The following is a 25,521-nucleotide window of genomic DNA, read 5'->3' as shown; positions in this document are numbered from 1 at the left end:
TCTCTATTGGATTTGTTCGACTCGCTTAATATCATCTGCTACATGCTTCGCAAATTCCATATCATGAGTAACCACTATTTGTGTCATTTCTTGTTTTTTCAGATCCAAAATAATCTGAGCCACTTCATCTCGAAGTGCCGGGTCAAGGGCCGAAGTCGGTTCATCATAACAAAGAATTTTTGGATTCATTGCAAGTGCGCGGACAATGGCAACTCGTTGCTTTTGACCACCAGAAAGTTGATACGGATATAATGTCTCTTTTCCTTCCAAACCCAAACGCTTTAAAAGTGTCATTGCATTTTCAGTTACTTGACTCTTTGATTCTTTTTTAACCATTGTTGGTGCTAATGTAATATTTCCCATCACCGTTAAATTTGGAAACAATTGATAATCTTGAAAAACAACACCGATAATCGTGTCACCTTTATCCGGATTTGCAGGATCAAATTGTTTACCATCCCAATAAAAAGCACCACTATTAACTCTTTCAAGGCCCGTAATACATCTAAGTAAAGTTGTCTTCCCAGCACCAGAGGGGCCGACAATCGCCATAATTTCGTTATCGTTAACCGTCATAGACAGGTTATTGATAACTGTTTTACTACCAAATTTTTTCGTTAGGTTCCTTATCTCCAACATGTCAATACCCCCTTATCTCCAAACACTTGAACGTTTTTCAATCACCTTTAGCACGATCGTACAAATAGCGGTTAATGCCAGATAAATAATGCCAACAAGTACAAGTGGCAGCAATGTAACATCTCTGGCAGTTGCTACATTTCCGGCTCTTAAAAGATCTCCCAACCCGATAACGTAAACCAATGATGAATCCTTAACCAAATTAATGACCTCATTGCCAATTGACGGTAAAACGATTTTAAACACTTGAGGAATAATAATTTTTCGGATCGTTTGACCATAGGATAACCGTAACACACGGGCACTCTCAAATTGCCCTCGGGGTACTGATTGAAATCCCCCTCTAAAAATCTCTGCAAAATATGCTGTATAGTTTAAAATGAATGCAAATAAAGCCGCGTCATAACGTTCAAATATAATACCAATAACAGGTAATCCATAAAACACAAAAATTAATTGTAGTAGCAGTGGTGTGCCTCGCATTAACCAATCATACAGATTTAACAACCAAACTAATGGCTTAAATTTACTGACTAATCCTAAGGCTAAAACCGCTCCTAACGGAATTGAACAAATTAACGTCCAAAAGAAAATTGATAAGGTCATTTTTGTTCCTGACAACAGTGCCGGTAAAATTTGCTCGATATATTGAATCATTTTGACATCCCTCCATAAAAAAATCCCCTTGAGTTATTAATAGACTCAAGAGGACGATAGTTTTCGCGGTTCCACCCCAATTTGTAGTAAATTCACATTTACTACCTCATGAAGTTTAATTTTCTATACAAAAAAGCCTCTTAAGTCTAATGACTTAAGAGGACGATTATTAATCGCGGCTCCACCTCAGCTTCACTTTCCATTCATATGAAAAGTCTCAACGAGTTTAGAAAACTAAACTTCAGCAATAACGTGCTCACCGCTTTTCCCTACTTCATTCAGGAAAATGACTCCCAGATGTGACGCAAACCATTCAAATACCCATTTCCCATCATCATGAGCTTTCTGAAATTTAATATGGTTTACTATTCTGATCATAGTCTTTTATATTCCTTTAATTTATGGTAACAATGATAATCGGAAAATCGTCATCCGTCAAGCAGTATTTACCCCTTTTTGAACCAATTACCAATTTTTTTCCAAAATGAGGGATGAACTTCATCTGTCATCTGCATTAGGGGAACCGATTCACCTTCAAGACGTCTGGCAATATCCCGATACCCTTGACCAGCCGGATTATCAGCTTGAAGAACCACTGGTTCACCTTGATTTGACGTTGTAATAACAGCATCATCATCAAATACAATGCCTAGTAATTCTACGCCTAAATGATGGGTAATCTCATCAACGTCCATCACAGAACCGTCTTTCATCATATGAGTCCTGATTCGATTAATAATCAAATGTGGTTCTTCTTGAAGCGGATGTTGCTCAAGCAATCCAACCACTCGATCAGCATCCCTTACTGCAGAAATTTCGGGAGTTGTGACAATAATGGCACTATCAGCGCCCGCAATGGCGTTCATAAATCCCTGTTCGATGCCAGCAGGACAATCAATCAGAACATAATCAAAATCCGGCTTTATCTCGTTAACAATCTGAACAACCTGATCTTGAGTTAACGCCGTCTTATCAGTATTCTGGGCAGCAGGAAGAAGGTATAATAAATCATCAAACCGTTTGTCCTTAACCAGTGCCTGCCCAAGACTGGCCCTTCCTGATGCAACATCAACAATATCATACATAATTCGATTATCCAGTCCAAGAACAACATCCAAATTTCGTAGACCAATATCTAAATCCATCAAGCAAACTTTTTTTCCAAGCATGGCGAGGGCAGTACCAATATTAGCTGAAGAAGTCGTTTTTCCAACTCCACCTTTTCCTGAAGTAATGACGTATGCTTTACCCATTGATGACTCCTCCTATCTGATTAAAGAACTTTGGGTTAATTTGTTTAAGATCTTCAACTTTTCCATAGTCTAAGACGTGCAAATCATTCACATATACAACCGAGTTTTCTGTAATCTTTTGGTTGGTATCGTCAAGAATCTCGTATTGTTCACCAATCCGGACTTGTTGCGCGTTATGTACATCCCCAATAATCATTTTATCTTCCAAATCAGGGAATCCCGCTTGAATGACGCCATGAACATCGCCAAGAACGTAAATATTTCCGCCTACAAAAAGCTTACCGCCCTCATGAATAATGCCGAGAAACACCACATCTCCCTGAACGTGAACCTCTTGTCCGTTTCGAATGATGCGATCAACTACGTGAACCGTTTCCTGATCTAGAATTCGATTTGACTCTTCTTTAGTCATCACATCTGACGTAATTTTGTGGACTGAAAAAAGCTGAAAGTCAGAAAAAATCTTTTCAATTTCGGAACGATTACCAGCTGACAAAAGTCTCAGGCCAGTTTGGATATCAAAGGAAATTGGTTGAGGATGAGTAGAAGCAGTCTGAGTTCTAAGCTTCTCGAGCAAACTTCTTAGTGACGTATAAATATCACCTAAATCAGCCTCATCATCTAAAATTATCTCGTAACCATCATTTGTACCTTTCAATACAGCTGCATCTTGCATATACGACTCCCCTTTTTACCGCCTATGACTCCTATACAATGAGGCCACTGGAAAATAGGCTAGTGCCATGAATACAAGGTTAATTGCCAGAGTCGGTGCTAACGTGTTGACCAAGTATTGGGCGACAGATGAAGATGTCTGCCCGATAAACGCATTCGCAATAAACCCAAGAGTGGTCCATACTGTAATCCCCAAAAAATAAACCAAAAAACCGCTCATAAAGTTTGGCGGTAACATTTGGTAAACACTTTGGCAAAGATAAATTACCAGTGGAAAAATGAATACATAGACTCCTAATAAACCTGTGTAGTACATATCAAAGATAAAGCCGATTACAGCAGCCCAGATCCCTAAATGCAGTTTCTTACGATCACCAAAGAAGACTGCTAGTACTAACCATAGCAATGTCAATGCAGGAACTAAAGAATTAGGATACTTATATAACGTTCCCGACAAGATCTGACTTATTGACCCGTCTAGGAAGAAAGCAATAAATTGACCGACAACAAAAATAATTGTGATAGGAATTCTTCGTCTCAACAGAACAGCCCCCTATCAATTTCGAACAGCAACCGAAACGACTTCGATGTCGTTCAAGTTAGCTGCCGGCTTGATGTAAACTTTTTTGGCCAATCCATAATCATCTTCTGAGATTTTTGACACGGTTCCAACATAAATACCCTTAGGAATGATGCCGCCCAGCCCACTGGTTGTGACTCGGTCACCTTTGGAAAGTTTGGCTTTCGAGGTGATGTTACCCATGATGATACGATTACTTTGAGAATCATATGAGGTGATAATACCATTAACTATCCTTGACCCTTCGCCAACAATCTGGATAGCAAACCGGTTCGAATTTTCTGCGGTATTAGAAATTAAGACAACTTTACTGTTGGTCTTATTAACCTCAGCAACAGTTCCAATCAAACCAGGTCCGGCAATAACCGGCATGTTTTTCTTAACACCGGCAGCTTGACCTTTATTAATAATAATTTGGCTTGCCCAAGATGAAGGCGTTCTAGTAATAACAGCCGCATTGATTTTTTCGTAACCTGTTAATGTGCTTCCAACATTAAGCTGACGCTTCAGTTGTTTGTTTTCTCGCTCTAAAACTTGATCTTTAACCTGTGTTTGTGCAAGTTGATCAACCTTTGACTTAAGCTTTTGATTTTCCTGATACGTATTCAAAAGATTGTTAATCGAAATAAATCCATGGTGGATGCCATTCATTGGAACGGCAACAACCCGGTCGGCAAATCCAACAATGTCGTTACCAAACTGTTGAACAAGCGGTGGTGTATTTCGATTGTTTCTAAATGCAACTGAAACTGACATTAAGCCAAAGCTAATGATCAAACATACAATAACAATGACAAGTTTTCGACTGGAGAAAAATTTTTGCATAATTGCCTCCATCCGTTTCATAAATTACCTAAATCTTTAAGTGATTCAGGTAAAATTGTTTATTGTTTATTGTTTTTTCTTCATAACATTGATACTTTTCAGTGATTCTCCTGTACCAATTGCTACACAGTCAAGTGGATCGGCGGCAATTGAAACTGGCACCTGAGTGGCTTCGGCAATCACATCTGTAATGTTTCGAAGTAACGCACCGCCACCTGTGAGTACAATTCCATGATCAATGACATCGGCAGCAATTTCAGGAGATGTTTCTTCCAATGTTTCTTTAATTGTTGCAATGATCTCAGCAACGGATTCATTGATAGCCTCGTTAACATCAGACCCAGTCACTTGAACCGTTGTTGGCAGGCCTGTAACAAGATCACGCCCTCGAACAGGAACAGCCTCAATATCCTTAGCAGCTTTCGGAGAAGCCGATCCAATGTCAATCTTCAGTTGTTCAGCGGTTCTTTCCCCAATCAATAAGTTATATTTTTGACGGACATACTGAGCGATTGATTCGTTGAGCTTATCACCAGCCATTCTGACAGAACGGCTTGAAACAATACCACCAAGTGAGATTGTTGCAACATCAGTAGTACCACCACCAATGTCAACAACCATGCTCCCTGTGGGATCCATAACCGGTAAACCGGCTCCAATTGCAGCAGCAAATGGTTCTTCTATAACGTAAGCGTCACGAGCACCCGCAACACGGGTTGCATCGATTACCGCGCGCTTTTCAACAGCGGTAATTCCCGTTGGAACGCAAACCATAACATATGGTTTGCCCGATGAATGTCCCAATGCTTTTTCAATGAAATACTTCATCATTGCAACAGTTGTATCATAGTCTGCAATTACGCCGTCCTTCATTGGTCTGACAGCATTAATGCTGGCAGGGGTCCGGCCAATCATGGCACGGGCTTCTTCACCCACGGCAATAATATCACCGTTTTTAGTACTCTTGGCAACAACCGACGGTTCACGAAGGACAATACCTTTTCCTTCAACGTAAACAATTGTGTTAGCTGTTCCAAGGTCAATTCCTATGTTTTTTTCCCCAAGTCCGAACACGTTATCCATCCCTTCATCGCTTTATCATGTTGATTTCGCTTTTGATGTTATTTTATAAATTAATTATTGTTTAACGAAATAAGTATATCATAACGGACGTAAAAATGAACTAAATCCAAGGAATGAAAGAATGATTTAAGATATTATTTGAAATTTAGTTCAAAGACGCCAATAAATACTTGCGAACATCCGAAATAAAATACAGTGATCCAGTAATTAACAGCATATCATCTGTCATAAGTTTTTTTTGAATCGTATCAATCGCCGCTTGCCAATCATCAATAACATCCGTTACGGTTTTCTTGTTTTCTTTTGAATCCACTTGCTCTTCAAGTACTTGCGGATCGGCCGCGTTACGCTTACCCGGTCCATTAAAGCTTGTCAAAATGATTGAAACATTTTTAACCGTTGCCATCTTTTCAACCATTTTATCAGCTTGCTTATCAGCTAAAATGCCCATTAACACATATACTTTTCCTTTAGAAAAATTTGATTCCAATAGATCTACAATTTCGTCTACGGCTGAAATGTTGTGAGCACCATCAATGACAATTGTAGGATGATCGCTAATTCTTTCAAAACGACCGCCCCACTTCGTTTGCTTAATACCTGCAATAACACTGTTATGATTAACTGGTCTGCTGCTTAGTTGGCAATAATTCAGATAGGCCTGAATGGCTAGTGCTGCATTATCAGTTTGATAATCACCAATCAACCCGGTTGAAAGATCATTAAACTCGTCATGATCCGACTTAAAAGAAAAGTGTTGTTCCCAATCAATCATTCCCAAGTTGTTCACTGTAAACTGTTTTCCTAAAATCGTCATTGGGCTTTTCTTCCCGGAGGCTGTATGTTCAATTACTTTTAGCGGCGCCTCAGGTATTTTACCAACAACTACAGGAACCTTGGGCTTAATAATCCCTGCTTTTTGATAGGCAATCTTGGGCAACGTATCCCCTAGAATATGCATATGATCCCAACCAATTGTCGTAATAACAGATAATTCAGGGGTCATCACATTGGTTGAATCCAACAAACCGCCGAGCCCAACTTCCACAAGGACAATATCCGCATGGCCTTCTGAAAAATATTCAAACATCATGGCAGTGATAATTTCAAATTCTGTAGGACCACCCTCAAGTAAAGCATCATCCAATTTAGCAACGACTGGATAAACAATGTTAGTTAGCCGTAAAATGTCATTATCGGAAATTGGCTTACCGTTAACACTAATCCGTTCATTAAATCGGATTAAAAAGGGTGATGTAAAACTGCCGACTTTTAGACCGTCTTCCTGCAAAATGTTTCTCAAAAAAGCAATCGTTGATCCCTTCCCATTTGTACCAGCGATATGAATGGCTTTTATCCTTTTGTCCGGTGATCCGAGTTCATCCAAAAACCGACGCATCCTTTTGAGTGTCGGGATCTTTTTAAATTTAGTCCTGCCATGAATAAATGCCAAAGCTTGATCATACGTTTCAATCGTCATTATCAATTGCTCCTCACAAAACGAGGGAACCACGAGCAAAGTAATAAAATGCTCTGGTCCCCTCAAAATCATGTACTTAATTATTTATCCTTATAACTCACTAGTCACCTGTTGAAGTCGATCCTTAGCAGCATCAAGTTTTGACTGATAATCGTCTTTTTTCTGTCGTTCCTCATTGACAACCGCTTCTGGCGCATTGTCAACAAATCTTGTATTAGCTAGTTTTTTGGTAGAACGAACCACTTCAGCTTCAAATTTATCAATATCCTTTTGAACCCGATCTTTTTCTTCATTTAAATCAACCAGTTCGGCCAAAGGAACATAAATGGTAGCGTCCGTGATAACAGCAGACATTGATAATTTAGGTGCGTTAACTTTGTCGCCTATTGTTAATTCCTGCGTGTGACAGAATCGATCAATATAATCACGATTTGTTTCAAAAATTTGTTTCAATGTTGGATTCTCAGTTTGAACCAACATATCAATCGGTGATGAAAGGGGTGCATTTGCCTCATTTCTAATGTTTCTGACAGCCTTAATCAAATCAATCAACGATTGCATTTCATGTTCAGCAGTCGGATTGTCAAATTGTTGATTCGAAACCGGATATTCTGCTGTTACAAGTGACTTTCCTTCATGAGGCATCTTCTGCCAAAGATACTCTGTTACAAATGGCATAATTGGCTGTAGTAATCTTAAGATTTTATCCAAAACATAAGCTAAAACATTTTGAGTGTTTTTCTTCAGCTTCTCATTATCACCAGTCAAGGCTTCCTTACTCATTTCGATATACCAATCACAGAAGTCGTTCCAAATGAAGTCGTACAGTTTTCGGTCTGCTTCTCCAAAATTATACTTATCGAAAAGTTCAGATACTTCAGAAATCGTCGTGTTTAATCGGCTTAAAATCCACTTATCAGATAACTGCCACTCAAATTTATCAGGTAATTTCGGCTTCTCAATGCCATCTAAATTCATAATAACGTAACGACTGGCATTCCAAATTTTGTTAATAAAATTCCAAGCAGAATCCATTTTATCATAACTGAATTTTAAATCTTGACCAGGTGTTCCACCAACTGACAAGAACCATCTGAGGGCATCAGCACCATATTTATCAATAACATCCATTGGATCGATCCCATTCCCCAACGACTTGGACATTTTACGTCCTTGTGAATCACGAATCAGACCATGAAGTAGGACATCTTTAAAAGGTCGGCGATGTGTAAACTCGAGACTCTGGAAAATCATACGTGATACCCAGAAGAAAATGATATCATAGCCGGTTACCAAGGTATCCGTTGGGAAGTATCGCTTCATGTCATCAGTATCATCCGGCCAGCCCATCGTTGAAAACGGCCATAGCGCTGAAGAGAACCATGTGTCAAGCACATCGGGATCTTGTTCCCAATTTTCGGCATCTTTCGGGGCTTCCATTCCAACATAAGTTTCACCGGTGTCTTTGTTATACCATGCTGGAATCTGATGTCCCCACCAAAGCTGACGGGAAATAACCCAATCGTGAACATTATCCATCCACTGGGTAAATGTTTCTTCAAAACGGGGTGGAAAGAAGCTAACTTTATCATCTGTATCTTGATTTTTCACAGCTTGTTCAGCCAATGGCTTCATTTTAACAAACCATTGTGTTGATAACCGTGCTTCTACTTGAACGCCGGTTCTTTCGGAATGACCAACAGAGTGGACAATGGGTTCAATACTTAAAATCAAGCCTTGATCCTGTAAATCCTTCACCATTGCTTTTCTAGCTTCAAAGCGATCCATGCCTTGATACTTGCCAGCTTTTTCATTCATCGTTGCATCCGGATTCATCGTATTAATCCGCTCAAGGTTGTGCCGATTTCCAACTTTAAAGTCATTTGGATCATGGGCAGGTGTAATTTTTACCATACCAGTACCTTCTTCAGGATCAACGTACTGATCAGCAATAATTGGAACTTCCCGATTAACAAGTGGTACAAGAACCTTTTTGCCTACAATTGCCTTATAACGTTCATCACTAGGATTAACAGCAACTGCAGTATCCCCCATCATCGTTTCAGGACGTGTCGTTGCAATCTCGATATAATTGTTTCCATTAAACTTTGTCCCATCTGTAAACGGGTATTTAACGTGATAAAAGGCACCCTTATCATCCTTATGGATAACCTCAATATCAGAAAGCGCCGTTCGGGCTTGAGGATCCCAATTGATAATATATTCTCCACGATAAATCAGACCCTTGTTGTAAAGATCAACGAATACTCGACGAACAGCTTTTGACAATCCTTTGTCCAGCGTAAAACGTTCACGTTCATAATCCAGCGAAAGACCAAGCTTTGCCCACTGTTCTTTAATAGTGGCAGCAAATGTATCTTTCCATTCCCAAACTTTTTCGACAAACTTCTCTCGTCCCAAATCATAACGGGAGATCCCCTGTTCACGAAGTTTAGCTTCAACTTTTGCCTGGGTTGCAATCCCGGCATGATCCATTCCGGGCAGCCAAAGCGTGTCATATCCCTCCATACGCTTCTTACGAATGATCATATCTTGGAGTGTTGTATCCCAAGCGTGGCCTAAATGAAGCTTACCAGTGACATTTGGAGGCGGTAAAACAATTGAAAAAGGTTTTGCCTTCTTATCCCCACTTGGTCTAAATACGCCTTCTTGAAGCCATTCATTATATCTGCCGTTTTCAATGGCCGTTGGATCATATTTCGTCGACATTTCGGTGCTTTGTGTTGACGCTTTTGTGTCTTTTTCTGACATGATGTTTCTCCCTTCTTGTATGTAAAATAAAAACACTTCATCCCAATAAATACGATTAGGACGAAGTGCTTCGCGGTACCACCTAAATTGGGTATATTTCAACCCCACTCAGTATCCTGATAACGGTCAGATAGTACCGACCCGCTCTCAAATTTTCGAACGAGTAGCTCACAAGTTACTTTCACCCAACAATGCGTAAGAATTTTCCATTATCAATTCTCTTTCTGAAACGCAACGGTTGGTTACTCTCTTGATCAATGCTTTAATTTAATTCTAATCTTACTCAACAATCTGCTAATCGTCAATACGCTTTGCCAATTTTTCCAAAGCTGACAAGGCATCTTGATAGTCAGGTTCATCCGTTATTTCTGGTACAATTTGTCGATAAACAATTTTACCTGTTTTATCAACAATAAAAATTGTTCTGGCCAGTGCACCAAAATTTGGCATATACAATTTCATTGCGTACCCAAAAGACAGACTCTCATCTGATAACAATTGCAAATTACGAACTCCTTGAGCAGCACACCAATCCTTTTGCTGCTCAAGCGTATTGTTTGAAATCGTTAAAAAGCGCGCATCCGGATATTTATCGGCTTCCTGGTTGAATTTTCTTGTTTCCAATGAACAAACCGGTGTATCAATATCTGGAACGGATGAAATTAAAGTAATTCGGCCAATAATATCAGCCGTCTTTACTTTATTTCCTTCAGCGTTTTCTAATTTAAATTTTGGAAGCTGTTCGCCAACTTCCGGAGGATTACCAAACAATTTTTCATCTTTGCCATTGATTGTGACTTGCATACAAACACTCCCTTGGTGTGTCTTGAGTAAGTTAAGTTTACAAATAATGTAGCCCATTCTGCAAGTTTAAGCAAGCAATCCGATGAATTTATAGCAATTCAGCAAAAACATCGGCATCTTGATTCAAAAACTCTTCGCCCGGTTTGATATCCGTAATTTGGATATTATCAACGGCCTTCTTCATAAGCCCCTCAACATCAATATAATTTTCAAATTCCCGAGAACGTTGCAGGTTTGGCTTTGTCTTGGGTGCAGGCGGTGTAAAAATGGTGCAGCAATCCTCGTACGGTAAAATGGACAAATCGTAAGTTCCAATTTGTTTTGATATTTTAATAATTTCTGTTTTATCCATTGATACAAGTGGCCTCAATACCGGCATACTTGTCACATCGTTAATTGCAAGCATACTTTCAAGTGTTTGTGAAGCAACCTGTCCCAAAGATTCCCCTGTAAAGACACCACCACAATGACGACTCTTGGTAATCTCAGCCGCAATTCTCAACATCATTCGCCGCTGAATGGTCATCAAATAGCCCTCAGGTACTTTCTCTTTAATTGTTTCCTGAACTTCTGTAAAGGGAACTTGAATAAATTGAATGTTACCTGAATACTTGGCAAGTATCGAGGTTAATTGTTTAGCCTTGTTTAAAGCCTGCTCACTGGTATATGGGGGACTATAGAAATGAATCATATCAATCTTAACGCCACGCTTCATTGCCAAGTATGTTGCAACTGGCGAATCAATACCGCCAGACAGCATCATTGTTGCACGACCACCGGTTCCAACAGGAAGACCACCGGCCCCGTGAATCGTTTCAGAAGACAGATAGGCCCCGTTCATACGAACTTCTACCCGAATTGCAATATCAGGGTTTTTAACGTCAACTGAGATACCATCAATGTTTTCTAAAACGTAATCCCCCAGCATATTATTGATTTGATTAGTGTGATACTCAAAATGCTTGTCTTGTCGACGCGTATTTATTTTGAATGTATTACCGGAGCGATATTGTTCCTGGGCCATTTGCAATGCGGTTTCCTTGATAACATCCATATCCTTCTCTACCTTAATCGAAGGATACAACGTTTCAATGCCAAAGACCCCTTGAAGTGTTGAAATGACCTTTTGATCATCTTCACCATTTAAATCAACATGAAGCCTGTCTCGCTGTGCTTTGACCTCAACTGTTGGAAACTGGTGAAGAACTGCGCGGACATTTCTACCAAGTTGACGGATAAAGTCCCTTTTGTTTTTTCCTTTAGTAGAAAGTTCGCCATAACGAACCATAATTTCAGTGTAGTGCATAACATACTCCTAACTTAATTTGTCAAATTCTTCATACAACTGATCAAATACTTTGATGAATTCTTTGGCCTCGTCAAGTGTGTTCTGGTCGCCCAGAGAAATTCTGACGGCACTTGTAGAAACATCTTCTGGAACATGCATAGCCGTTAGTGTGCTTGAAGCAACGTGTTTTTTTGAGGAACAAGCACTTGTAGTAGAAATATAAATGCCATACTTTTCAAACGCATGGACAATTGTTTCGCCCCTAACGCCTTTAATCGCAAAACACAGGATGTGTGGTGCAAATTGATCTGTATTCTTAGAGAAGATCGTTATTTTATCAAATTTACTGATGTGGTCGCTAATCAGTTGCTTGATTTGATGTTCTGTTTCATTAGCTTTAGGTTCCTTTTCAAGTAATAGTCGCAACGCTTTTGCCATAGCTGCAACTGCTGGCAGATTTTCAGTCCCGGAACGTTGATTTTTTTCCTGACCGCCACCATTCATCAGTTGCGCAATCCGTCGACCACGACGACCATAAATAAAGCCAATGCCACGAGGTGCATGAAATTTATGGCCGGAAATGGTTACAAAGTCAACTCGCTCATTAAATATTTTCTCTTGAATTCCTTTACCAATTCCTTGAACCGCATCAATATGAAAGTGAATCTTTGGATACTTTTTTAATAACTCAGCTGCTTCCTCAATGGGTTGAATTGTGCCAATCTCGTTGTTTACTGCCATAATTGAAACTAATGTTGTATCTGGACGAATTGCCTTTTTAAGATCATCAATCGAGATTCGTCCCTCATCATCAACTGGTAAATAAGTGACCTCGTAGCCGAGTTGCTTAAGTTGTTCCATTGAATTATGAATAGCAGGATGTTCAACTGCAGTCGTAATCAAATGTTTACCATACTCTCGCTTTTGAATTGCCGTTCCCTTAACAACCCAATTATCGCCTTCGGTTCCGCCACTTGTAAAGTAAATTTCATCAGCATGTACATGCAGTAAATCGGCAATTTGTTTCCTGGATTGTTCCAGTAAATTAAATGCCTGTTCACCAAAGTTATGAAGACTTGATGGGTTCCCCCAAATACTCTTGCTGACTTTATCATACGTGTCAACTACTTCCGGTAGCGCTTGTGTCGTTGCGCTATTATCAAAATAAATCATTTGAAACCTTCTTCTCTTTATTTATTGGTTCGACTCCAACAAATATAACTTCCACGATGATACACCCAAAAGGGCTTTGTAACAAGTAGGACCGTTCTTACCGCAGACAAAAACTGCTAATCAAAATTTTTGGATAAATAAAATTTTGATTAGCAGTTTTTATTGAATTGGATCTACTGATCCTCGTCTTTTGAATCAGTATCAGATGCTTGTTTTGGTTTTTGGGCATTAAAGTAGTCATTCTTTATCTTCGAGAAAATGCCGGATGACTGATTTTCTAATGCTTCAGATATCGTACTCAGGCTTTTTGAGTAATCATATTGCTTTTCAAAGTAATTCTGAGCTTTCACACTTGCAGAGGCGATTTCTGGATTAGAACTAATGTATCTATTTGCGTATTGAATTGTTTGTTCCGCTAAATTAGCATCATCCAACATTTTTGTTGTTTGATCTTCCAAAGTATCCATGTCTGACTGAATAATAATGACCTGCTTGCTAACATCGTCAATATTGACATGTGCTTTGCCAAGGTCTTCATCCAAGTGGTTAATTTCACGAATAACGGCAGCAAAGTTGTTCTGATAAGAATCGGATAATCCCGGCAGGTTTTGATTGTCAATCCGTCTTTTTTTGTTACGCATCTCCAAATCAAACTTTGACAGCGCATTTTGCGCGTCCCTCTCTTTTTCCGGTAAATCAATAATTGAATCAAATAATTCTTTTTGTGAATTCTCCAACTCTTTTAAACTTGAGAGCATTTTTTGCTGTGTGTGATTGATTTCTGAATAAACTGCTTTTCCTTCATCGATACTTTTCGTTTCACGATCAAATTCTCTTTCAAGCCCGGTAATTTGTCTGTCAAACTGATGATTATCTTCGATCTCTTGGTGATTTAACACATAGCTTTCATTCAAAACCTGAAGCCTTTTTGTGAGATCCTCGTTTTGCCTACGCACGTGATCAACATATTCGCCAATGATACTTGTGTTCTTTTCAACACTTGGACGTGCTTTTAACTCCTTATCAATTGCACTATATAATTGATCGATTGCATCTTCAATTTTTGCGTTAACGGCAGAAACATCTTCGACTTTGAGCTTTGCCAGTGAATCAAGGTTGTGACGAATCTGATCACGGATATTGTTGACACTCGTTTCAAAATTATCATTAGGGAAATTGTAACCCTTAGACCTTAACTCTGTGTAACCTGTTTGAATTTCGTCAAGTTGCTCATTGAACTCCTTATCTAAAGAAAGAAAGAGTTTTGGAATCCGTTTCATATAATCTTCCAGCTTGCCGGTGGCTGTGTTTAGATCTGTCAACACCTCATCGGCGCTACTGGGATCACCACTTTTGGTCAATTTGGTAAATTCATCAAATGTGCCTTCAATATTGGCTAACATTTTCTCAAGTCCATCAATACTCGGTCCAAATGACGCATTTTGATTTAGAATATCCTCTCGTAACTGTTTATATTTTTTTTCGAGTTCTGAAACAGCCAGCTGATGTTGCTTATTTAAATCATATAGTTGGGCCAATCCCGCTTGAATCTCTTTAAGTGCAGCGTCTGCATCCTGAATTGTTTGATTGGCAGTGCGCCAATCATTTCTTGTCTTGATAAAGTTAATTCCCTTACCATCTTCCTTAACCGTTTTAATCAGTTCGTCGATACTTGGCAATATTTGGTTTCGGTAATGTTGGTACTTATTATGAAGTTGACCATATTTCTTTTTTGATTCACCAGTTAAATTCATCTTTTTAGCAAGTGCAAATTCATCATCCAAAGGAATTTTGTTCAAGTCCTTTTTGCTCTCATAAACGCTTGTTGCCATTTTTATTGTCCGTCGTTGGTAAAAGACAAATCCCAAGTAGCATGCCCCTACTACCACTATAATTACTATCAGCAAAGTAAACATTCGATCCCATCCTTCAAAAATAAAGATATTGAAACAACAAAAAAACATTAATTGTAGAAAAAAATGCCAAAACATTCTATTATGTATTAATAATTGATAAAAAGTGCCCTAAACTGAATTATATCATAGTAGGTAAGTTTCACCATATTATTTTTAAGTGAGGAAAAACTTTATGCAAAACGTAACAGAATTAGTCAATCAGCAACTTGACGCATTATTATATGAAGAAACCGATTTGGTTTCCAATATGGCCAACGCATCAGCGCTTTTAAATCAAAGTTTAGATCAGATTAACTGGGTCGGTTTTTATAGATACATTCCTGAAAACGATGAATTAATTCTTGGCCCTTTTCAGGGAAAAGTTGCTTGCATGCACATCAAGAATGGTGTAGGTGTGTGTGGAACGGCCCTTACACAGAAGCATTCGCTGCGGGTTGCAGACGTTCACCAATTTGCCGGCCATATTGCTTGTGACGGCGATTCCAAGTCGGAAATTGTTATTCCGATTTTTAAAGATGGACAACCGCTTGGCGTACTGGATATTGACTCCCCTGTGTTAGAGCGTTTTTCGGCAAAAGATGAAGCCTTATTGAATGACTTTGTCAATATCTTTATCAAACATGTTGACTAATTGCTAAATACTCGATAGAATGTAATTCGTGTAAAATAATGCAGCAGTAGGTGGTAAGCTCGTCAACATGTTGTTGCCTGAATCCAGGTTCTGCAAGTAACTCAATTCGGCTGCTTGAGCGAAAGAGCAAAGCAACATGCACGAATACTAAACCTGCAATGGCTTATTTTACTCCAAAAAATAATTGGAGGATTTTTTATGTCTAGATATACAGGTCCAAGTTGGAGAATTTCACGTCGTTTAGGTATCTCACTTTCAGGTACTGGTAAGGAACTTTCACGTCGTCCTTACGCACCAGGTGATCATGGTCAAGGTCGTCGTCAAAAGCTTTCTGAATATGGCTTGCAATTAAAGGAAAAGCAAAAGCTCCGTTATATGTACGGATTGACTGAACGTCAATTTTCTAATTTGTTTGTTCGTGCCGGTAAAATCCGTGAAGGTAAGCATGGTGTTAACTTTATGATCTTACTTGAAAGACGTTTGGACAACATCGTTTACCGCTTAGGTTTGGCAACAACTCGTCGCCAAGCACGTCAATTAGTAAATCATGGACACATTACTGTTGATGGCAAACGCGTTGATATTCCATCATACGAAGTTAAACCTGGTCAAGTTGTTTCTGTCCGTGAAAAGTCCAAGGATCTTCAAGTAGTTAAAGATGCTGTTGAAGCCGTTGTGGGTCGTCCACAATACGTTAGTTTTGACGCAGACAAGCTTGAAGGATCATTGGTTCGCCTTCCACAACGTGAAGAACTTGATGCTGATATTGATGAATCACTTATTGTTGAATACTACAACAAATTAGGTTAATTCACGACAACGAAAAGACGTTTTGCGAAAGCGGAACGTCTTTTTCTATACAAAAGACAATTTATCTCTAATAAAGGAGGACATGCCATGCAACAACCACTCGCCTACAGAATGCGACCTACAAAAATCGAAGAAATCGTTGGTCAGCAAGATCTTGTCGGTCCCGGCAAAATCATCAGTCGGATGGTCAAGGCAAAAATGCTTTCTTCGATGATTTTATACGGGCCTCCCGGTACGGGAAAAACGAGTATCGCCAGTGCAATTGCAGGTTCAACTAAATACGCTTTTCGAGTTTTGAACGCAGCAACCGATACAAAAAAAGATTTACAAGTTGTGGCCGAAGAGGCAAAAATGAGTGGCACCGTTGTTTTACTTTTAGACGAAATCCATCGCTTAGATAAAACCAAACAGGACTTTTTATTACCCTTGCTCGAAAAGGGAGCCATTATTCTAATTGGCGCCACAACCGAAAATCCTTATATTAATATTAATCCAGCTATTCGAAGTCGAACTCAAATTTTTGAAGTCCATCCCCTTTCTCCAAAAGATATAAAGCAAGCCGTCCTAAGAGCCTTAAAAGATGTTAAGAACGGTTTGGGACAATTTCATGTAAACTTATCCGATCCAGCGATGGAATTCCTTACAACGACTACAAATGGTGATCTGAGAAGTGCCTTAAACGGTTTGGAACTTGCCGTTAAATCAACCCCAGAGAATGACGATAAAATGATCGATATTGACCTTTCCGTCATAGAAGAGTGTCTGCAACGCAAGTCATTGAGTGCTGATAAAAATGGTGATGCTCATTATGATGTCATATCTGCATTTCAAAAATCAATTCGGGGATCTGATGTAGACGCGGCGCTTCACTATGCCAGCAGACTTATTGAATCGGGCGACTTAGTTTCTTTAATCAGGAGGCTCATCGTTATTGCCTATGAGGATGTCGGCTTGGCAAATCCAGCAGCTTGTGAAAGAACCGTGAGTGCAGTTGAGGCCGCAAAACAACTCGGCCTACCAGAAGGCCGCATTCCACTTGCGAATGTTATTATCGAGTTATGTCTAAGCCCTAAATCCAATTCAGCCATGTCTGCCATTGATCAGGCGCTTAATGACGTTAAAACAGGAAACTATGGTGAGATCCCCCTTCGATTAAAAGATGCGCACTACAAGGGAGCCAAGAAGCTTGGACGCGGTGTAGAATACGAATACCCACATGATTTTCCAAATGATTGGGTTAAACAACAATATTTACCAGATAAGATTAAAAATGCCCAGTATTACCACCCAAAAAACAATGGTAAAATCGAAACAGCTTTAAAAGAACAATATTTAAGACTGCGTCAATCTTTTGGCCGCTAATATAATAGATGGAGTGAAAAAATGATCATAAATATCCTTGTTGGGATTGCCGTAATAATTGCATTCTTTATCGGTTATTACCTACTTTCCCACTTAAACAAGACATTGTTTGAAATCAATGTGCAAAAGAATCCTAGATTGTCAGGAGCAGCAAGAACCGGCGGTATCACATTTATCCTTTTAGGCGTTCTTGGAATTCTTTCAATGATTATCCAAAACGATATTTTCATTCTAATTGTTCTTCTTGCAACAACGTTTGCAGGGACAATTCTTGAAATGGTGATTATGAATATTATCAATCATCGATAATAAATAGTCGTATTTAATTCTTTGTATTTATACAAAAATAACGTACAATTAAACTATAAAGATGAAATGAGGGGTGGGCACAATGATACAACAATACAATCAAATTCTGGTTCCCGTTGATGGATCATATGAAGCCGAATTGGCATTCAAAAAAGGTGTCGCAGTTGCAATTAGGAACCATGCGTCTCTTCACTTGCTACACGTCGTAGATACTCGAGCATTTCAGAATATTTCAAGCTTTGATACATCGATGGTTGAACAAGTTACCGATACTGCTAAACAAACTCTTGATAAATACATCGATGAAGCAAAAAAAGCTGGTTTAAACGATGTAGATTATTCAATTGAGTACGGTGCTCCTAAAACAGTGATTGCTAGAGATATTCCACGAAATTTGAATATTGACTTAATCATGATTGGCGCAACCGGTCTAAATGCTGTTGAACGATTATTAATCGGCTCAGTTACTGAATATGTTACTCGGACTGCTGTCTGTGATGTTTTAGTTGTTAGAACTGATTTGGATAATAAACCGGCCAAGAATCCTAGTAAGCGAGTTGGTTAACCCTCACTATACCAGTGATTGATCACAATATTAATACGAAAAAAGAGATTCAAAAACAAACATAAATTTGTTTTTGAATCTCTTTTTTCGTCCATGATGTCCACAAATAAATATAATCTAAACAATCAGTGTCTCATGACCATCATTCTTGCTTAACTCTTTTTTAACAAGTTCAATAAGATGTTTTTGATTCTTTGTCATGATTTTTTCAAACAATTGATGATTCCCGCGTAAGTCAGCAATAAACATAGCGGTAAATTGTCGCATTGTCGCCTCAACAATTTGTCCATTTGCATATAAGCACCGAGAAGCCAGCTCCTCAACAACATCAATCTTGTAAATTGAATTTGTCGAAGTTAAACGTTTTAAAACAACTGCACACAATTTTAACGCCCGATCAAACTTTTCAAGCTCAACGTACGTTGCAATAATATCAATGTATAGATCTGTGACTGCGCAAATATCATCATTTGTATAACGATTTTTGTGACTTTGAATCTTTTCAAGTATCCGAATACTTTCTTCGATAAACTTCGGTGCACGGGCCGTTTTCCCAAGCTTTTGATAGGCCAATCCCAATCCAAGATTCGACCATGCTTGATAAAAGCTCAGGTTTTCATAAGGATATTTTGTCAACATCCAATTGAAATGATAAATTGCCTCTTCAATATCATCATCAATGTAAAGTTCTGCGAATCCTTGATAGCAATAATACTTTCCCTCAGCAAGTTTGGATTCTAATTTATCAAAGCTGACTCTACCCATTCTTTCACGGGCTTGTAAATAGCAATGGCGTCGCATGTCACTTTCAATATAAGAAAATAATTTTTCACCATACCTGGGATTAAAAGAAACATCAGTCATATTAATTGCCAAACGTTGGCAAATCTGATTAAGAATATTGATATTTGGACAAACATTTCTGTTTTCTATCAAACTGATGGTTGCTTGAGTACATATGCCATCCGCTAATTGCTTTTGAGACAAACCTTTCTCTTTTCGGGCCTTTCGAATTGCTGATCCCGTAATTTTAGTAGCCATTAGAAATATTCCCTTTCTCTCTCTAGTTAAACTGATGGTATTAATTTTATTACGCATAATGAATGTAGTCAAGCTGATGTTGTTAACAATTACATTACTATTATTTTGTTAGATTCTCATCGAAAACAACATGTCAATGCATGATCATTTACTACGCCGACAGCTTGTAAATAACTATAAGTTGTGACTGGTCCCATCCGTTTTAAACCCCAAGTTTTGAATGCAGCAACAAATGGTCTGATGAATTCTTGATAATCGGCCGGTTTTGCCGGTTCGGTTAACATATGATCCAGTTGAACATAGTGTACTGGGGCCCAAGTTAGATCTACCAATTTCCCCGGGTCATTGGAAACAACTTTTGCATTTTCTATGAGTGCTTCAATTTTTGCCCGGTTTCTGATCATTCTTGTATCTTGACACAGATTTTCAATGTCCGATTTAGATAAATGGGCCATATAATTAATAGAAAAGTCTTGGAGAACTTCCCTCATCCCTTCTTCATGCTTTAACACGACCTGAAATGCCAATCCAGCCTGCATGATCTCCAAACACATTGCATGAAATAAATCTTGAACCTCTCGGGTAGGCTTTCCCCACCTTGTATCATGATAGATCATTAATTCCGGACTTTTTGTCGCCCATGAACACCTAGTTGTCATTATTTTCACCTCTAAGAATGATATACGAAAAAATCAGAGATATGTTACGATCGAATTTAAAATTAATAACCAATAATTCTGTTTCTGATTAAATGTCAGATCTTTCAATGTTATGGCTTGATCGGTTACCTGTCCATCAACACCCATCATGCTTAGACGCTTCATCGTTAGTGACTGATCATCGGTCCATGCATAGACTGGCCGCTTAGAAGGTATCGACCGTAACAAAAATGGCGTTAATGTTATATGCTGAAGCGTATAAAAATCTACTTTATACTTGGCAAGGTTAGAGAAATTAAGCATCGTAACTAATCCAACTCTTATTTTTGGATACCTTGCTTTAATCTGACGGAGATAATTGTATCCTACAGAATGGACCATATTTGATTGTTTTAACATCTGTTGACCGAATTGCTCAGCGAACCTTTTACCCATTTCTTTATCAGAATGATTTGTCACTTTCAGTTCCACGATTAGTGGCTGTTCGAGATTGTTTGCTATATGCAAGTATTCACGAAACAAGTCCACATGATGATACCTTTGAATTGTTTTTAATTTTAAAAGGTTAATTTCTCGTTGTCCCTTTCCAGGAATAAAAAGCGTGTCATTATGGGCACAAATAAAATGATGATCTTTAGTCTCTTGAATATCCATTTCAACGTATGAAAACCGATAGCGACTATTCTTTTTTAATGCACTGATTGTGTTTGGTGCGCCATCATTATCAATAACACCACGATGAACGATAATTTCTTGCTGAGCCGGTTTCAGTATACGGTGACTACTATATGTAACCCCCAACACCGAAACAAAAATCAGCGCTCCAAACAGCCCAAATACGGAGATGCCGGTCAATTTGATATGACTATTTACAGGTATTGCCAACAATCTAAAAAGAAGCTTAATTTCAATTAATGGTACACATAAATTGATAATGCCAAGAGATAACACAAAGACAAATTGTTGTCCTACCAAGTAATTAATAAACGACAGAAATAAAATGAGACACATTACCCAGCCTATTCTAATAGCTATTAATAATAAGCTCCTACCAACGTCTTTCAATGAAGCAGTATGACGAGATAGGGTCAAAATTTGAAGGAAACTTTTATTATAACTAGTAGCCAAGTAGTAAATAAAGCGTCTCAAATATAACACAACCATTAACAACACAACATAGGCAGTAATCAAACAGCCTAATAGCCAGTAACGATTAATTGTTATCCAAGTAAATTGATAACCAGTTAATGGAAAAGAAGTTTTAAAAAAGGCGCTTAATCCAAACAATCCAAAAGGAAGCATCGTGAACCATAACGTTAAAACTGCTAGCCAAAAATCAATTCTGAAACAGATTTTTTTCTTCACATGATTCGGTACTAAATTCCCAATACCAACATTAATTGTGCTCCCCAGTAATAGCAAAGACAAAAACGCACAAATCACAACAATCTTACTATCTACAGTCACCATCATCCAAAACTTTAACAATGCCATTACAATGGCAAAACCAAGTAGATAAAAATTCAATTTTTGAAATTGTCTTTCGACCATGATTACCACCCTAAAGAAAAAAGCAGAGCCATTTCCTAAAAAATAGGATTGCTCAGCTTTTTAACAACATCACCATACTATATTAAAGATCAAACCACACTACTTAACATCCTGATCTCGTGGTGGTAGTGGTTTGAAATCATAAAGAATTTTGGATTGTCTTTCGTATTCTTCGTTTGCAAGCTGAATCAGTCGATCAATTAACTCCCTGTATGAAATACCTGAAGCTGCAAACAACTGCGGATATAAACTAATATTGGTAAATCCGGGAAGTGTGTTTACTTCACTGACATATGGTTCACTGTCTTGAGAAACCAAAAAGTCAATTCGTGCCATTCCTTTAAGTCCAAGTGCCCGGTAAGAATCAAGTGCCATTTTGGTTAGTTCCTTAGATAACGCTTCGGGAATATCAACAGGCACATCGAATTTCACCTGGCTGGCATCGACAAACTTATTATCGTAAGTATAGAAAGCATCGTCCGCAGGTACTTTAATTGAACCAACTTTAGAAGCGATGGGATGATGATTACCAAGAACTGAAATTTCCAACTCTTCGGGCCCCTCAATCGCTTCTTCGACAAGTACTTTATTATCATAACGGAAAGCGTCTCGAATCGCTTCGTCATAATCGTCAGAAGTTTCCACTTTATGAATACCAACCGAAGATCCTTGATTAGCAGGCTTTACAAATAAAATCTTGCCTAATTCTGCGCTCAATGAGTCATAACTATACTTTTCCACCGTAAGTGGCGTTAATAACTCATATCGAGTTGTTGCTACACCAGCTAATTTTAAAATCTTTTTGGTAATGTCTTTATCAAATGACATTGCAGATCCTAAAACACCACTGCCTACATATGGCTTATTCAATAATCGTAACAGGCCTTGGATTGTACCATCTTCACCCAGGTTTCCATGGATGATCGGGAAAAAGACATCAATATTTGAATCTTCACTTAAATTCAAAATTGGGGCAAGTGGATTACTTTTATCCAGCTTTGCAATTTCTTGGCGCGCAACATCATCCTCGGGTTCACCGTTAAAAACCCTGGTTGAAGCTTTTGTTCCTAAGAAATAGCCGTTCTTGGTCATCAGAAAGAGACTGACGTCATATTTGTCCTTGTCCATTGCATCGTAAATGTTGTGAGCAGAACGCTTCGAAACGTCGTGTTCAGAAGAGTTTCCACCAAAAATCAGGCCAACATGAAGTTTCTTATTATTTTCCATGATTTCCCATCCTATTCGTATATATTTCAGAAACCTAAGTATACCATTAAAAATTCGGTTAATAAATATTTTTGTCGCGTTCTAATGGGTTTCTTAGAAAGGAAAATAGAAATAACACATCAGAGATATCTTGTATTTTAAAAAAATCGGAATTGACTTAACCTGTTAAATTAAGTTGTTACTAATCGGAATTTTTAAAAAATCATTCTCTTTTCAACTGCTTCTTTGAGAACAAGTATCTAACAATTGCCAACATGATTACAGAAATAAGAAGCATAAATGCCATCATTGGGAATGGATTGTAAATACCACTTCGGTGATACCCCAGTATCAATTCGGCAAAATGCTCAACCCACGTCATTTTTAGAGATGATGTTTCCAACGCATTAATGATATAAATCATCGTAACGCCACCAATAATTGGCGTTGCCACCAAAAGTATCCGCTGCCAGGTCTTTGAAAAGAGTGACAGGAAGCTACCAATCGTCATACCAATCAACGTCATGATTACTAAGGTTAAAGCACTAAATATAAAGTTAAAAATCACAGTTATAATACCGTTGCTAAAAAATTTAGCGTAGGCTGTCATAAATATATTAAAGGTATCTCTATTTGTCATTGGCGTATAAATAAGGTAATTATATACAAGATTAACCGTATTACCAATCAGAATAAATAACCCATAAACTGTAATTTGGGCTTCAAAAAAGGTTTTTCTTGAAATACCGTTTTGAATTAAAAACTTAAAGTTCTCATAAGACAAGGTCGCAATCACAAACATAAAGAAACTAAAGAAGCCGGTAATCGGAGAGGTTTTCAAAATCCGGACAAATGAATAATCATGTAGTGTCCCAGTAATTAATGAAAGTAGTAAAGGAAGAATATAAATTGCGGCAAAGGTGACTAAATACATTTCGCCCAAGATAACAATTTGTCTTTTAAATAAATACTTGGTAATCTGGCTAGTTTTCATAATGTCGACTCCCCTCAAATTGATTTGTAAGGAAAATAAACAATTTTTGAAGATCAAAATTGGACAATTGAACCGTATCGGGTAACCGACGATCATCTAAATCACCATAAACATAATTAACCCGGATGGTCCCCATATTATCATGACCGATAACGTTAAGCCCTTTTGTATAAGCATCAACATCTTTTTGTGGCCCCACCACTGAATGTGTTTTGGCAAGAACATCCTCAACCGGTTGATCAAGCATAATTCGACCCTCATCCAATACAATCACATCACTAATTAAGTTAGCAACTTCTTCAATTAAATGGGTTGAAATAATAAAAGTTCTGGGATTATCCGTGTAGGTTTGAATTAATTCAGAATAAAACATTTCCCGATGATTAGCATCCAGCCCAAGGACCGGTTCATCAAGTAAAACAAACTTAACAGGAACACACAGTGCCAATATTAATTTGAATATTGAATTGTAACCAGTTGATAATTTACCAAACTTAGAGGTCAGGTCCAAATCAAATTCTTTTGCTAGTCTTTCAGCAAGCTGATGATTAAAACTACCATATATCAGTTCGGTATCGGCGACTATTTGATTGAGCGTATTGCCATTTGGATACAGATTGACTTCACTCATTAAAAATATTAAGCCAAGCTTTGCGTCATTATCATTAATTCTTTCAGAATCGATTTTAACTTCACCGGTATCAGCAAAAATACGATTTGTCATAATGTTCAATAAAGTACTTTTCCCGGCACCATTTCGCCCTAGCAAACCATAAATTTTATTCTCTTCAAACGTCAAACTAACATCCTGAAGCACGTTTTTTGATCCAAACGATTTCGAAACGTGACTGACCTCCAACACACTCATTTATCATAACCTCGCTTTATTAATTCAAGTAACTCAGATTCGGAAATATCTAAACTACGAGCCTCTTTCACCAAACTAACAACGAAATTTTCAAAAAAAAGATTCTTTTTTTCAGAAACAATTCGTTGATGGGCACCATCGGTTACAAACATTCCCAAACCACGTCGCTTCTCAATCAGGTTTTTCGCAACAACAATGTTCATTCCCTTTAAAACGGTCGCGGGGTTAATGTGGAACTCCTTGGAGATTTCTGTTGTTGACGGAATTTGTTGTCCTTCTTCAAATCCGCCAGCAGCAATTGCATCTTCTATTTGTTCGGCAACTTGGCGGTAAATTGGCTCAGAACTATTAAATTGAAATTGCATTGAGTACCATGCCAC

General features: G+C 38.3%; 25 protein-coding genes and 2 other annotated features. Of the genes, 5 read left to right on the top strand and 20 right to left on the bottom strand.

Going from position 1 to position 25,521, the window contains the following annotated elements; genetic code table 11:
• Positions 1 to 3: 3 nt before the first annotated feature.
• The 13 genes from GQR93_RS06810 to ezrA form a co-directional block, all read right to left on the bottom strand.
• Positions 4 to 639, bottom strand: a complete 636-nt coding sequence (locus tag GQR93_RS06810; protein WP_003553648.1) for an amino acid ABC transporter ATP-binding protein — start codon at positions 637 to 639, stop codon at positions 4 to 6.
• A 12-nt stretch (positions 640 to 651) separates the two neighbouring features.
• Complete coding sequence (locus GQR93_RS06805; protein WP_003553646.1) at positions 652 to 1,296, bottom strand: amino acid ABC transporter permease; 645 nt, start codon at positions 1,294 to 1,296, stop codon at positions 652 to 654.
• Positions 1,297 to 1,451: 155 nt separating this feature from the next.
• Positions 1,452 to 1,683: a binding site (T-box leader), on the bottom strand.
• Positions 1,684 to 1,742: 59 nt separating this feature from the next.
• Complete coding sequence (gene minD, locus GQR93_RS06800) at positions 1,743 to 2,549, bottom strand: septum site-determining protein MinD (RefSeq protein ID WP_003553645.1); 807 nt, start codon at positions 2,547 to 2,549, stop codon at positions 1,743 to 1,745.
• The gene (locus tag GQR93_RS06795) at positions 2,542 to 3,225 is read right to left on the bottom strand and encodes a septum site-determining protein MinC (protein ID WP_003553643.1); all 684 of its coding nucleotides are present in this window, start codon (positions 3,223 to 3,225) and stop codon (positions 2,542 to 2,544) included. Before GQR93_RS06795 ends, minD begins: the two co-directional genes overlap by 8 nt.
• Before the next feature lie 15 nt (positions 3,226 to 3,240).
• Positions 3,241 to 3,765, bottom strand: coding sequence for a rod shape-determining protein MreD (gene mreD, locus GQR93_RS06790; RefSeq protein ID WP_003553641.1), 525 nt, complete (start codon positions 3,763 to 3,765; stop codon positions 3,241 to 3,243).
• Between the two features lie 15 nt (positions 3,766 to 3,780).
• Entirely contained in the window at positions 3,781 to 4,650 is an 870-nt protein-coding gene (gene mreC, locus GQR93_RS06785) for a rod shape-determining protein MreC (protein WP_003553639.1), read from the bottom strand.
• 45 nt (positions 4,651 to 4,695) lie between these two features.
• Positions 4,696 to 5,712, bottom strand: coding sequence for a rod shape-determining protein (locus tag GQR93_RS06780; protein WP_003553637.1), 1,017 nt, complete (start codon positions 5,710 to 5,712; stop codon positions 4,696 to 4,698).
• Positions 5,713 to 5,857: 145 nt separating this feature from the next.
• A complete protein-coding gene (locus GQR93_RS06775; RefSeq protein ID WP_003553635.1) occupies positions 5,858 to 7,264 on the bottom strand; it encodes a bifunctional folylpolyglutamate synthase/dihydrofolate synthase in 1,407 nt (468 codons plus the stop codon).
• Positions 7,265 to 7,282: 18 nt separating this feature from the next.
• On the bottom strand, positions 7,283 to 9,964 hold the full coding sequence (locus GQR93_RS06770; RefSeq protein WP_003553633.1) for a valine--tRNA ligase: 2,682 nt from the start codon (positions 9,962 to 9,964) through the stop codon (positions 7,283 to 7,285).
• 53 nt (positions 9,965 to 10,017) lie between these two features.
• Positions 10,018 to 10,231: a binding site (T-box leader), on the bottom strand.
• 27 nt (positions 10,232 to 10,258) lie between these two features.
• On the bottom strand, positions 10,259 to 10,768 hold the full coding sequence (gene tpx, locus GQR93_RS06765; protein ID WP_035444741.1) for a thiol peroxidase: 510 nt from the start codon (positions 10,766 to 10,768) through the stop codon (positions 10,259 to 10,261).
• 88 nt (positions 10,769 to 10,856) lie between these two features.
• The gene (gene thiI / locus GQR93_RS06760) at positions 10,857 to 12,074 is read right to left on the bottom strand and encodes a tRNA uracil 4-sulfurtransferase ThiI (RefSeq protein ID WP_003553629.1); all 1,218 of its coding nucleotides are present in this window, start codon (positions 12,072 to 12,074) and stop codon (positions 10,857 to 10,859) included.
• Between the two features lie 9 nt (positions 12,075 to 12,083).
• Positions 12,084 to 13,229 carry a cysteine desulfurase family protein gene (locus GQR93_RS06755; protein WP_003553628.1) on the bottom strand — a complete coding sequence of 382 codons (1,146 nt, stop codon included), beginning with the start codon at positions 13,227 to 13,229 and terminating at the stop codon, positions 12,084 to 12,086.
• A 173-nt stretch (positions 13,230 to 13,402) separates the two neighbouring features.
• Positions 13,403 to 15,145, bottom strand: a complete 1,743-nt coding sequence (gene ezrA / locus GQR93_RS06750) for a septation ring formation regulator EzrA (protein ID WP_159298727.1) — start codon at positions 15,143 to 15,145, stop codon at positions 13,403 to 13,405.
• A gap of 172 nt (positions 15,146 to 15,317) precedes the next feature.
• Here ezrA and GQR93_RS06745 point away from each other — a divergent pair, with 172 nt between their 5' ends.
• The 5 genes from GQR93_RS06745 (at position 15,318) to GQR93_RS06725 (ending at position 18,822) form a co-directional block, all read left to right on the top strand.
• Positions 15,318 to 15,776 (top strand): GAF domain-containing protein, encoded by a 459-nt coding sequence (locus tag GQR93_RS06745; RefSeq protein WP_003553624.1) that lies wholly within the window; start codon positions 15,318 to 15,320, stop codon positions 15,774 to 15,776.
• 198 nt (positions 15,777 to 15,974) lie between these two features.
• Complete coding sequence (rpsD, locus tag GQR93_RS06740) at positions 15,975 to 16,586, top strand: 30S ribosomal protein S4 (protein ID WP_035444739.1); 612 nt, start codon at positions 15,975 to 15,977, stop codon at positions 16,584 to 16,586.
• Between the two features lie 87 nt (positions 16,587 to 16,673).
• A complete protein-coding gene (locus GQR93_RS06735) occupies positions 16,674 to 17,948 on the top strand; it encodes a replication-associated recombination protein A (RefSeq protein WP_003553619.1) in 1,275 nt (424 codons plus the stop codon).
• A gap of 21 nt (positions 17,949 to 17,969) precedes the next feature.
• Positions 17,970 to 18,257 carry a hypothetical protein gene (locus GQR93_RS06730; RefSeq protein ID WP_003553617.1) on the top strand — a complete coding sequence of 96 codons (288 nt, stop codon included), beginning with the start codon at positions 17,970 to 17,972 and terminating at the stop codon, positions 18,255 to 18,257.
• An 82-nt stretch (positions 18,258 to 18,339) separates the two neighbouring features.
• Complete coding sequence (locus GQR93_RS06725) at positions 18,340 to 18,822, top strand: universal stress protein (RefSeq protein WP_003553615.1); 483 nt, start codon at positions 18,340 to 18,342, stop codon at positions 18,820 to 18,822.
• A gap of 117 nt (positions 18,823 to 18,939) precedes the next feature.
• Here GQR93_RS06725 and GQR93_RS06720 read toward each other — a convergent pair whose 3' ends face one another.
• From GQR93_RS06720 to GQR93_RS06690, 7 genes are all read right to left on the bottom strand, one after another.
• Positions 18,940 to 19,920, bottom strand: coding sequence for a helix-turn-helix transcriptional regulator (locus GQR93_RS06720; RefSeq protein ID WP_003553613.1), 981 nt, complete (start codon positions 19,918 to 19,920; stop codon positions 18,940 to 18,942).
• A gap of 59 nt (positions 19,921 to 19,979) precedes the next feature.
• Positions 19,980 to 20,522, bottom strand: a complete 543-nt coding sequence (locus GQR93_RS06715; protein ID WP_080544226.1) for a DNA-3-methyladenine glycosylase I — start codon at positions 20,520 to 20,522, stop codon at positions 19,980 to 19,982.
• Positions 20,523 to 20,555: 33 nt separating this feature from the next.
• Positions 20,556 to 22,073: a glycerophosphodiester phosphodiesterase gene (locus tag GQR93_RS06710; RefSeq protein WP_003553609.1), complete on the bottom strand. Its 1,518-nt coding sequence runs from the start codon at positions 22,071 to 22,073 to the stop codon at positions 20,556 to 20,558.
• A gap of 99 nt (positions 22,074 to 22,172) precedes the next feature.
• Complete coding sequence (locus tag GQR93_RS06705) at positions 22,173 to 23,300, bottom strand: D-alanine--D-alanine ligase family protein (RefSeq protein ID WP_003553607.1); 1,128 nt, start codon at positions 23,298 to 23,300, stop codon at positions 22,173 to 22,175.
• A 202-nt stretch (positions 23,301 to 23,502) separates the two neighbouring features.
• Entirely contained in the window at positions 23,503 to 24,273 is a 771-nt protein-coding gene (locus GQR93_RS06700; protein WP_003553605.1) for a hypothetical protein, read from the bottom strand.
• A complete protein-coding gene (locus tag GQR93_RS06695) occupies positions 24,263 to 25,141 on the bottom strand; it encodes an ATP-binding cassette domain-containing protein (RefSeq protein WP_003553603.1) in 879 nt (292 codons plus the stop codon). The genes GQR93_RS06700 and GQR93_RS06695 overlap by 11 nt, the downstream gene beginning before the upstream one ends.
• Positions 25,138 to 25,506 carry a GntR family transcriptional regulator gene (locus GQR93_RS06690; RefSeq protein ID WP_035444738.1) on the bottom strand — a complete coding sequence of 123 codons (369 nt, stop codon included), beginning with the start codon at positions 25,504 to 25,506 and terminating at the stop codon, positions 25,138 to 25,140. The genes GQR93_RS06695 and GQR93_RS06690 overlap by 4 nt, the downstream gene beginning before the upstream one ends.
• Positions 25,507 to 25,521: the final 15 nt, after the last annotated feature.

Source organism: Lentilactobacillus hilgardii (genome assembly GCF_009832765.1).
Classification (GTDB): Bacteria; Bacillota; Bacilli; order Lactobacillales; family Lactobacillaceae; genus Lentilactobacillus; species Lentilactobacillus hilgardii.
This window is presented reverse-complemented; position numbering and strand designations above follow the sequence as displayed.

Excerpts from the sequence above, each read along its gene's own strand:
- GQR93_RS06810 (WP_003553648.1), bottom strand. The coding sequence starts at position 639 with ATGTTGGAGATAAGGAACCTAACGAAAAAATTTGGTAGTAAAACAGTT.
- GQR93_RS06805 (WP_003553646.1), bottom strand. The coding sequence starts at position 1,296 with ATGATTCAATATATCGAGCAAATTTTACCGGCACTGTTGTCAGGAACA.
- minD (WP_003553645.1), bottom strand. The coding sequence starts at position 2,549 with ATGGGTAAAGCATACGTCATTACTTCAGGAAAAGGTGGAGTTGGAAAA.
- GQR93_RS06795 (WP_003553643.1), bottom strand. The coding sequence starts at position 3,225 with ATGCAAGATGCAGCTGTATTGAAAGGTACAAATGATGGTTACGAGATA.
- mreC (WP_003553639.1), bottom strand. The coding sequence starts at position 4,650 with ATGAAACGGATGGAGGCAATTATGCAAAAATTTTTCTCCAGTCGAAAA.
- GQR93_RS06780 (WP_003553637.1), bottom strand. The coding sequence starts at position 5,712 with ATGGATAACGTGTTCGGACTTGGGGAAAAAAACATAGGAATTGACCTT.
- GQR93_RS06775 (WP_003553635.1), bottom strand. The coding sequence starts at position 7,264 with ATGATTTTGAGGGGACCAGAGCATTTTATTACTTTGCTCGTGGTTCCC.
- GQR93_RS06770 (WP_003553633.1), bottom strand. The coding sequence starts at position 9,964 with ATGTCAGAAAAAGACACAAAAGCGTCAACACAAAGCACCGAAATGTCG.
- tpx (WP_035444741.1), bottom strand. The coding sequence starts at position 10,768 with ATGCAAGTCACAATCAATGGCAAAGATGAAAAATTGTTTGGTAATCCT.
- thiI (WP_003553629.1), bottom strand. The coding sequence starts at position 12,074 with ATGCACTACACTGAAATTATGGTTCGTTATGGCGAACTTTCTACTAAA.
- GQR93_RS06755 (WP_003553628.1), bottom strand. The coding sequence starts at position 13,229 with ATGATTTATTTTGATAATAGCGCAACGACACAAGCGCTACCGGAAGTA.
- ezrA (WP_159298727.1), bottom strand. The coding sequence starts at position 15,145 with ATGTTTACTTTGCTGATAGTAATTATAGTGGTAGTAGGGGCATGCTAC.
- GQR93_RS06745 (WP_003553624.1), top strand. The coding sequence starts at position 15,318 with ATGCAAAACGTAACAGAATTAGTCAATCAGCAACTTGACGCATTATTA.
- rpsD (WP_035444739.1), top strand. The coding sequence starts at position 15,975 with ATGTCTAGATATACAGGTCCAAGTTGGAGAATTTCACGTCGTTTAGGT.
- GQR93_RS06735 (WP_003553619.1), top strand. The coding sequence starts at position 16,674 with ATGCAACAACCACTCGCCTACAGAATGCGACCTACAAAAATCGAAGAA.
- GQR93_RS06730 (WP_003553617.1), top strand. The coding sequence starts at position 17,970 with ATGATCATAAATATCCTTGTTGGGATTGCCGTAATAATTGCATTCTTT.
- GQR93_RS06725 (WP_003553615.1), top strand. The coding sequence starts at position 18,340 with ATGATACAACAATACAATCAAATTCTGGTTCCCGTTGATGGATCATAT.
- GQR93_RS06720 (WP_003553613.1), bottom strand. The coding sequence starts at position 19,920 with ATGCGTAATAAAATTAATACCATCAGTTTAACTAGAGAGAGAAAGGGA.
- GQR93_RS06715 (WP_080544226.1), bottom strand. The coding sequence starts at position 20,522 with ATGACAACTAGGTGTTCATGGGCGACAAAAAGTCCGGAATTAATGATC.
- GQR93_RS06710 (WP_003553609.1), bottom strand. The coding sequence starts at position 22,073 with ATGGTCGAAAGACAATTTCAAAAATTGAATTTTTATCTACTTGGTTTT.
- GQR93_RS06705 (WP_003553607.1), bottom strand. The coding sequence starts at position 23,300 with ATGGAAAATAATAAGAAACTTCATGTTGGCCTGATTTTTGGTGGAAAC.
- GQR93_RS06700 (WP_003553605.1), bottom strand. The coding sequence starts at position 24,273 with ATGAAAACTAGCCAGATTACCAAGTATTTATTTAAAAGACAAATTGTT.
- GQR93_RS06695 (WP_003553603.1), bottom strand. The coding sequence starts at position 25,141 with ATGAGTGTGTTGGAGGTCAGTCACGTTTCGAAATCGTTTGGATCAAAA.
- GQR93_RS06690 (WP_035444738.1), bottom strand. The coding sequence starts at position 25,506 with ATGCAATTTCAATTTAATAGTTCTGAGCCAATTTACCGCCAAGTTGCC.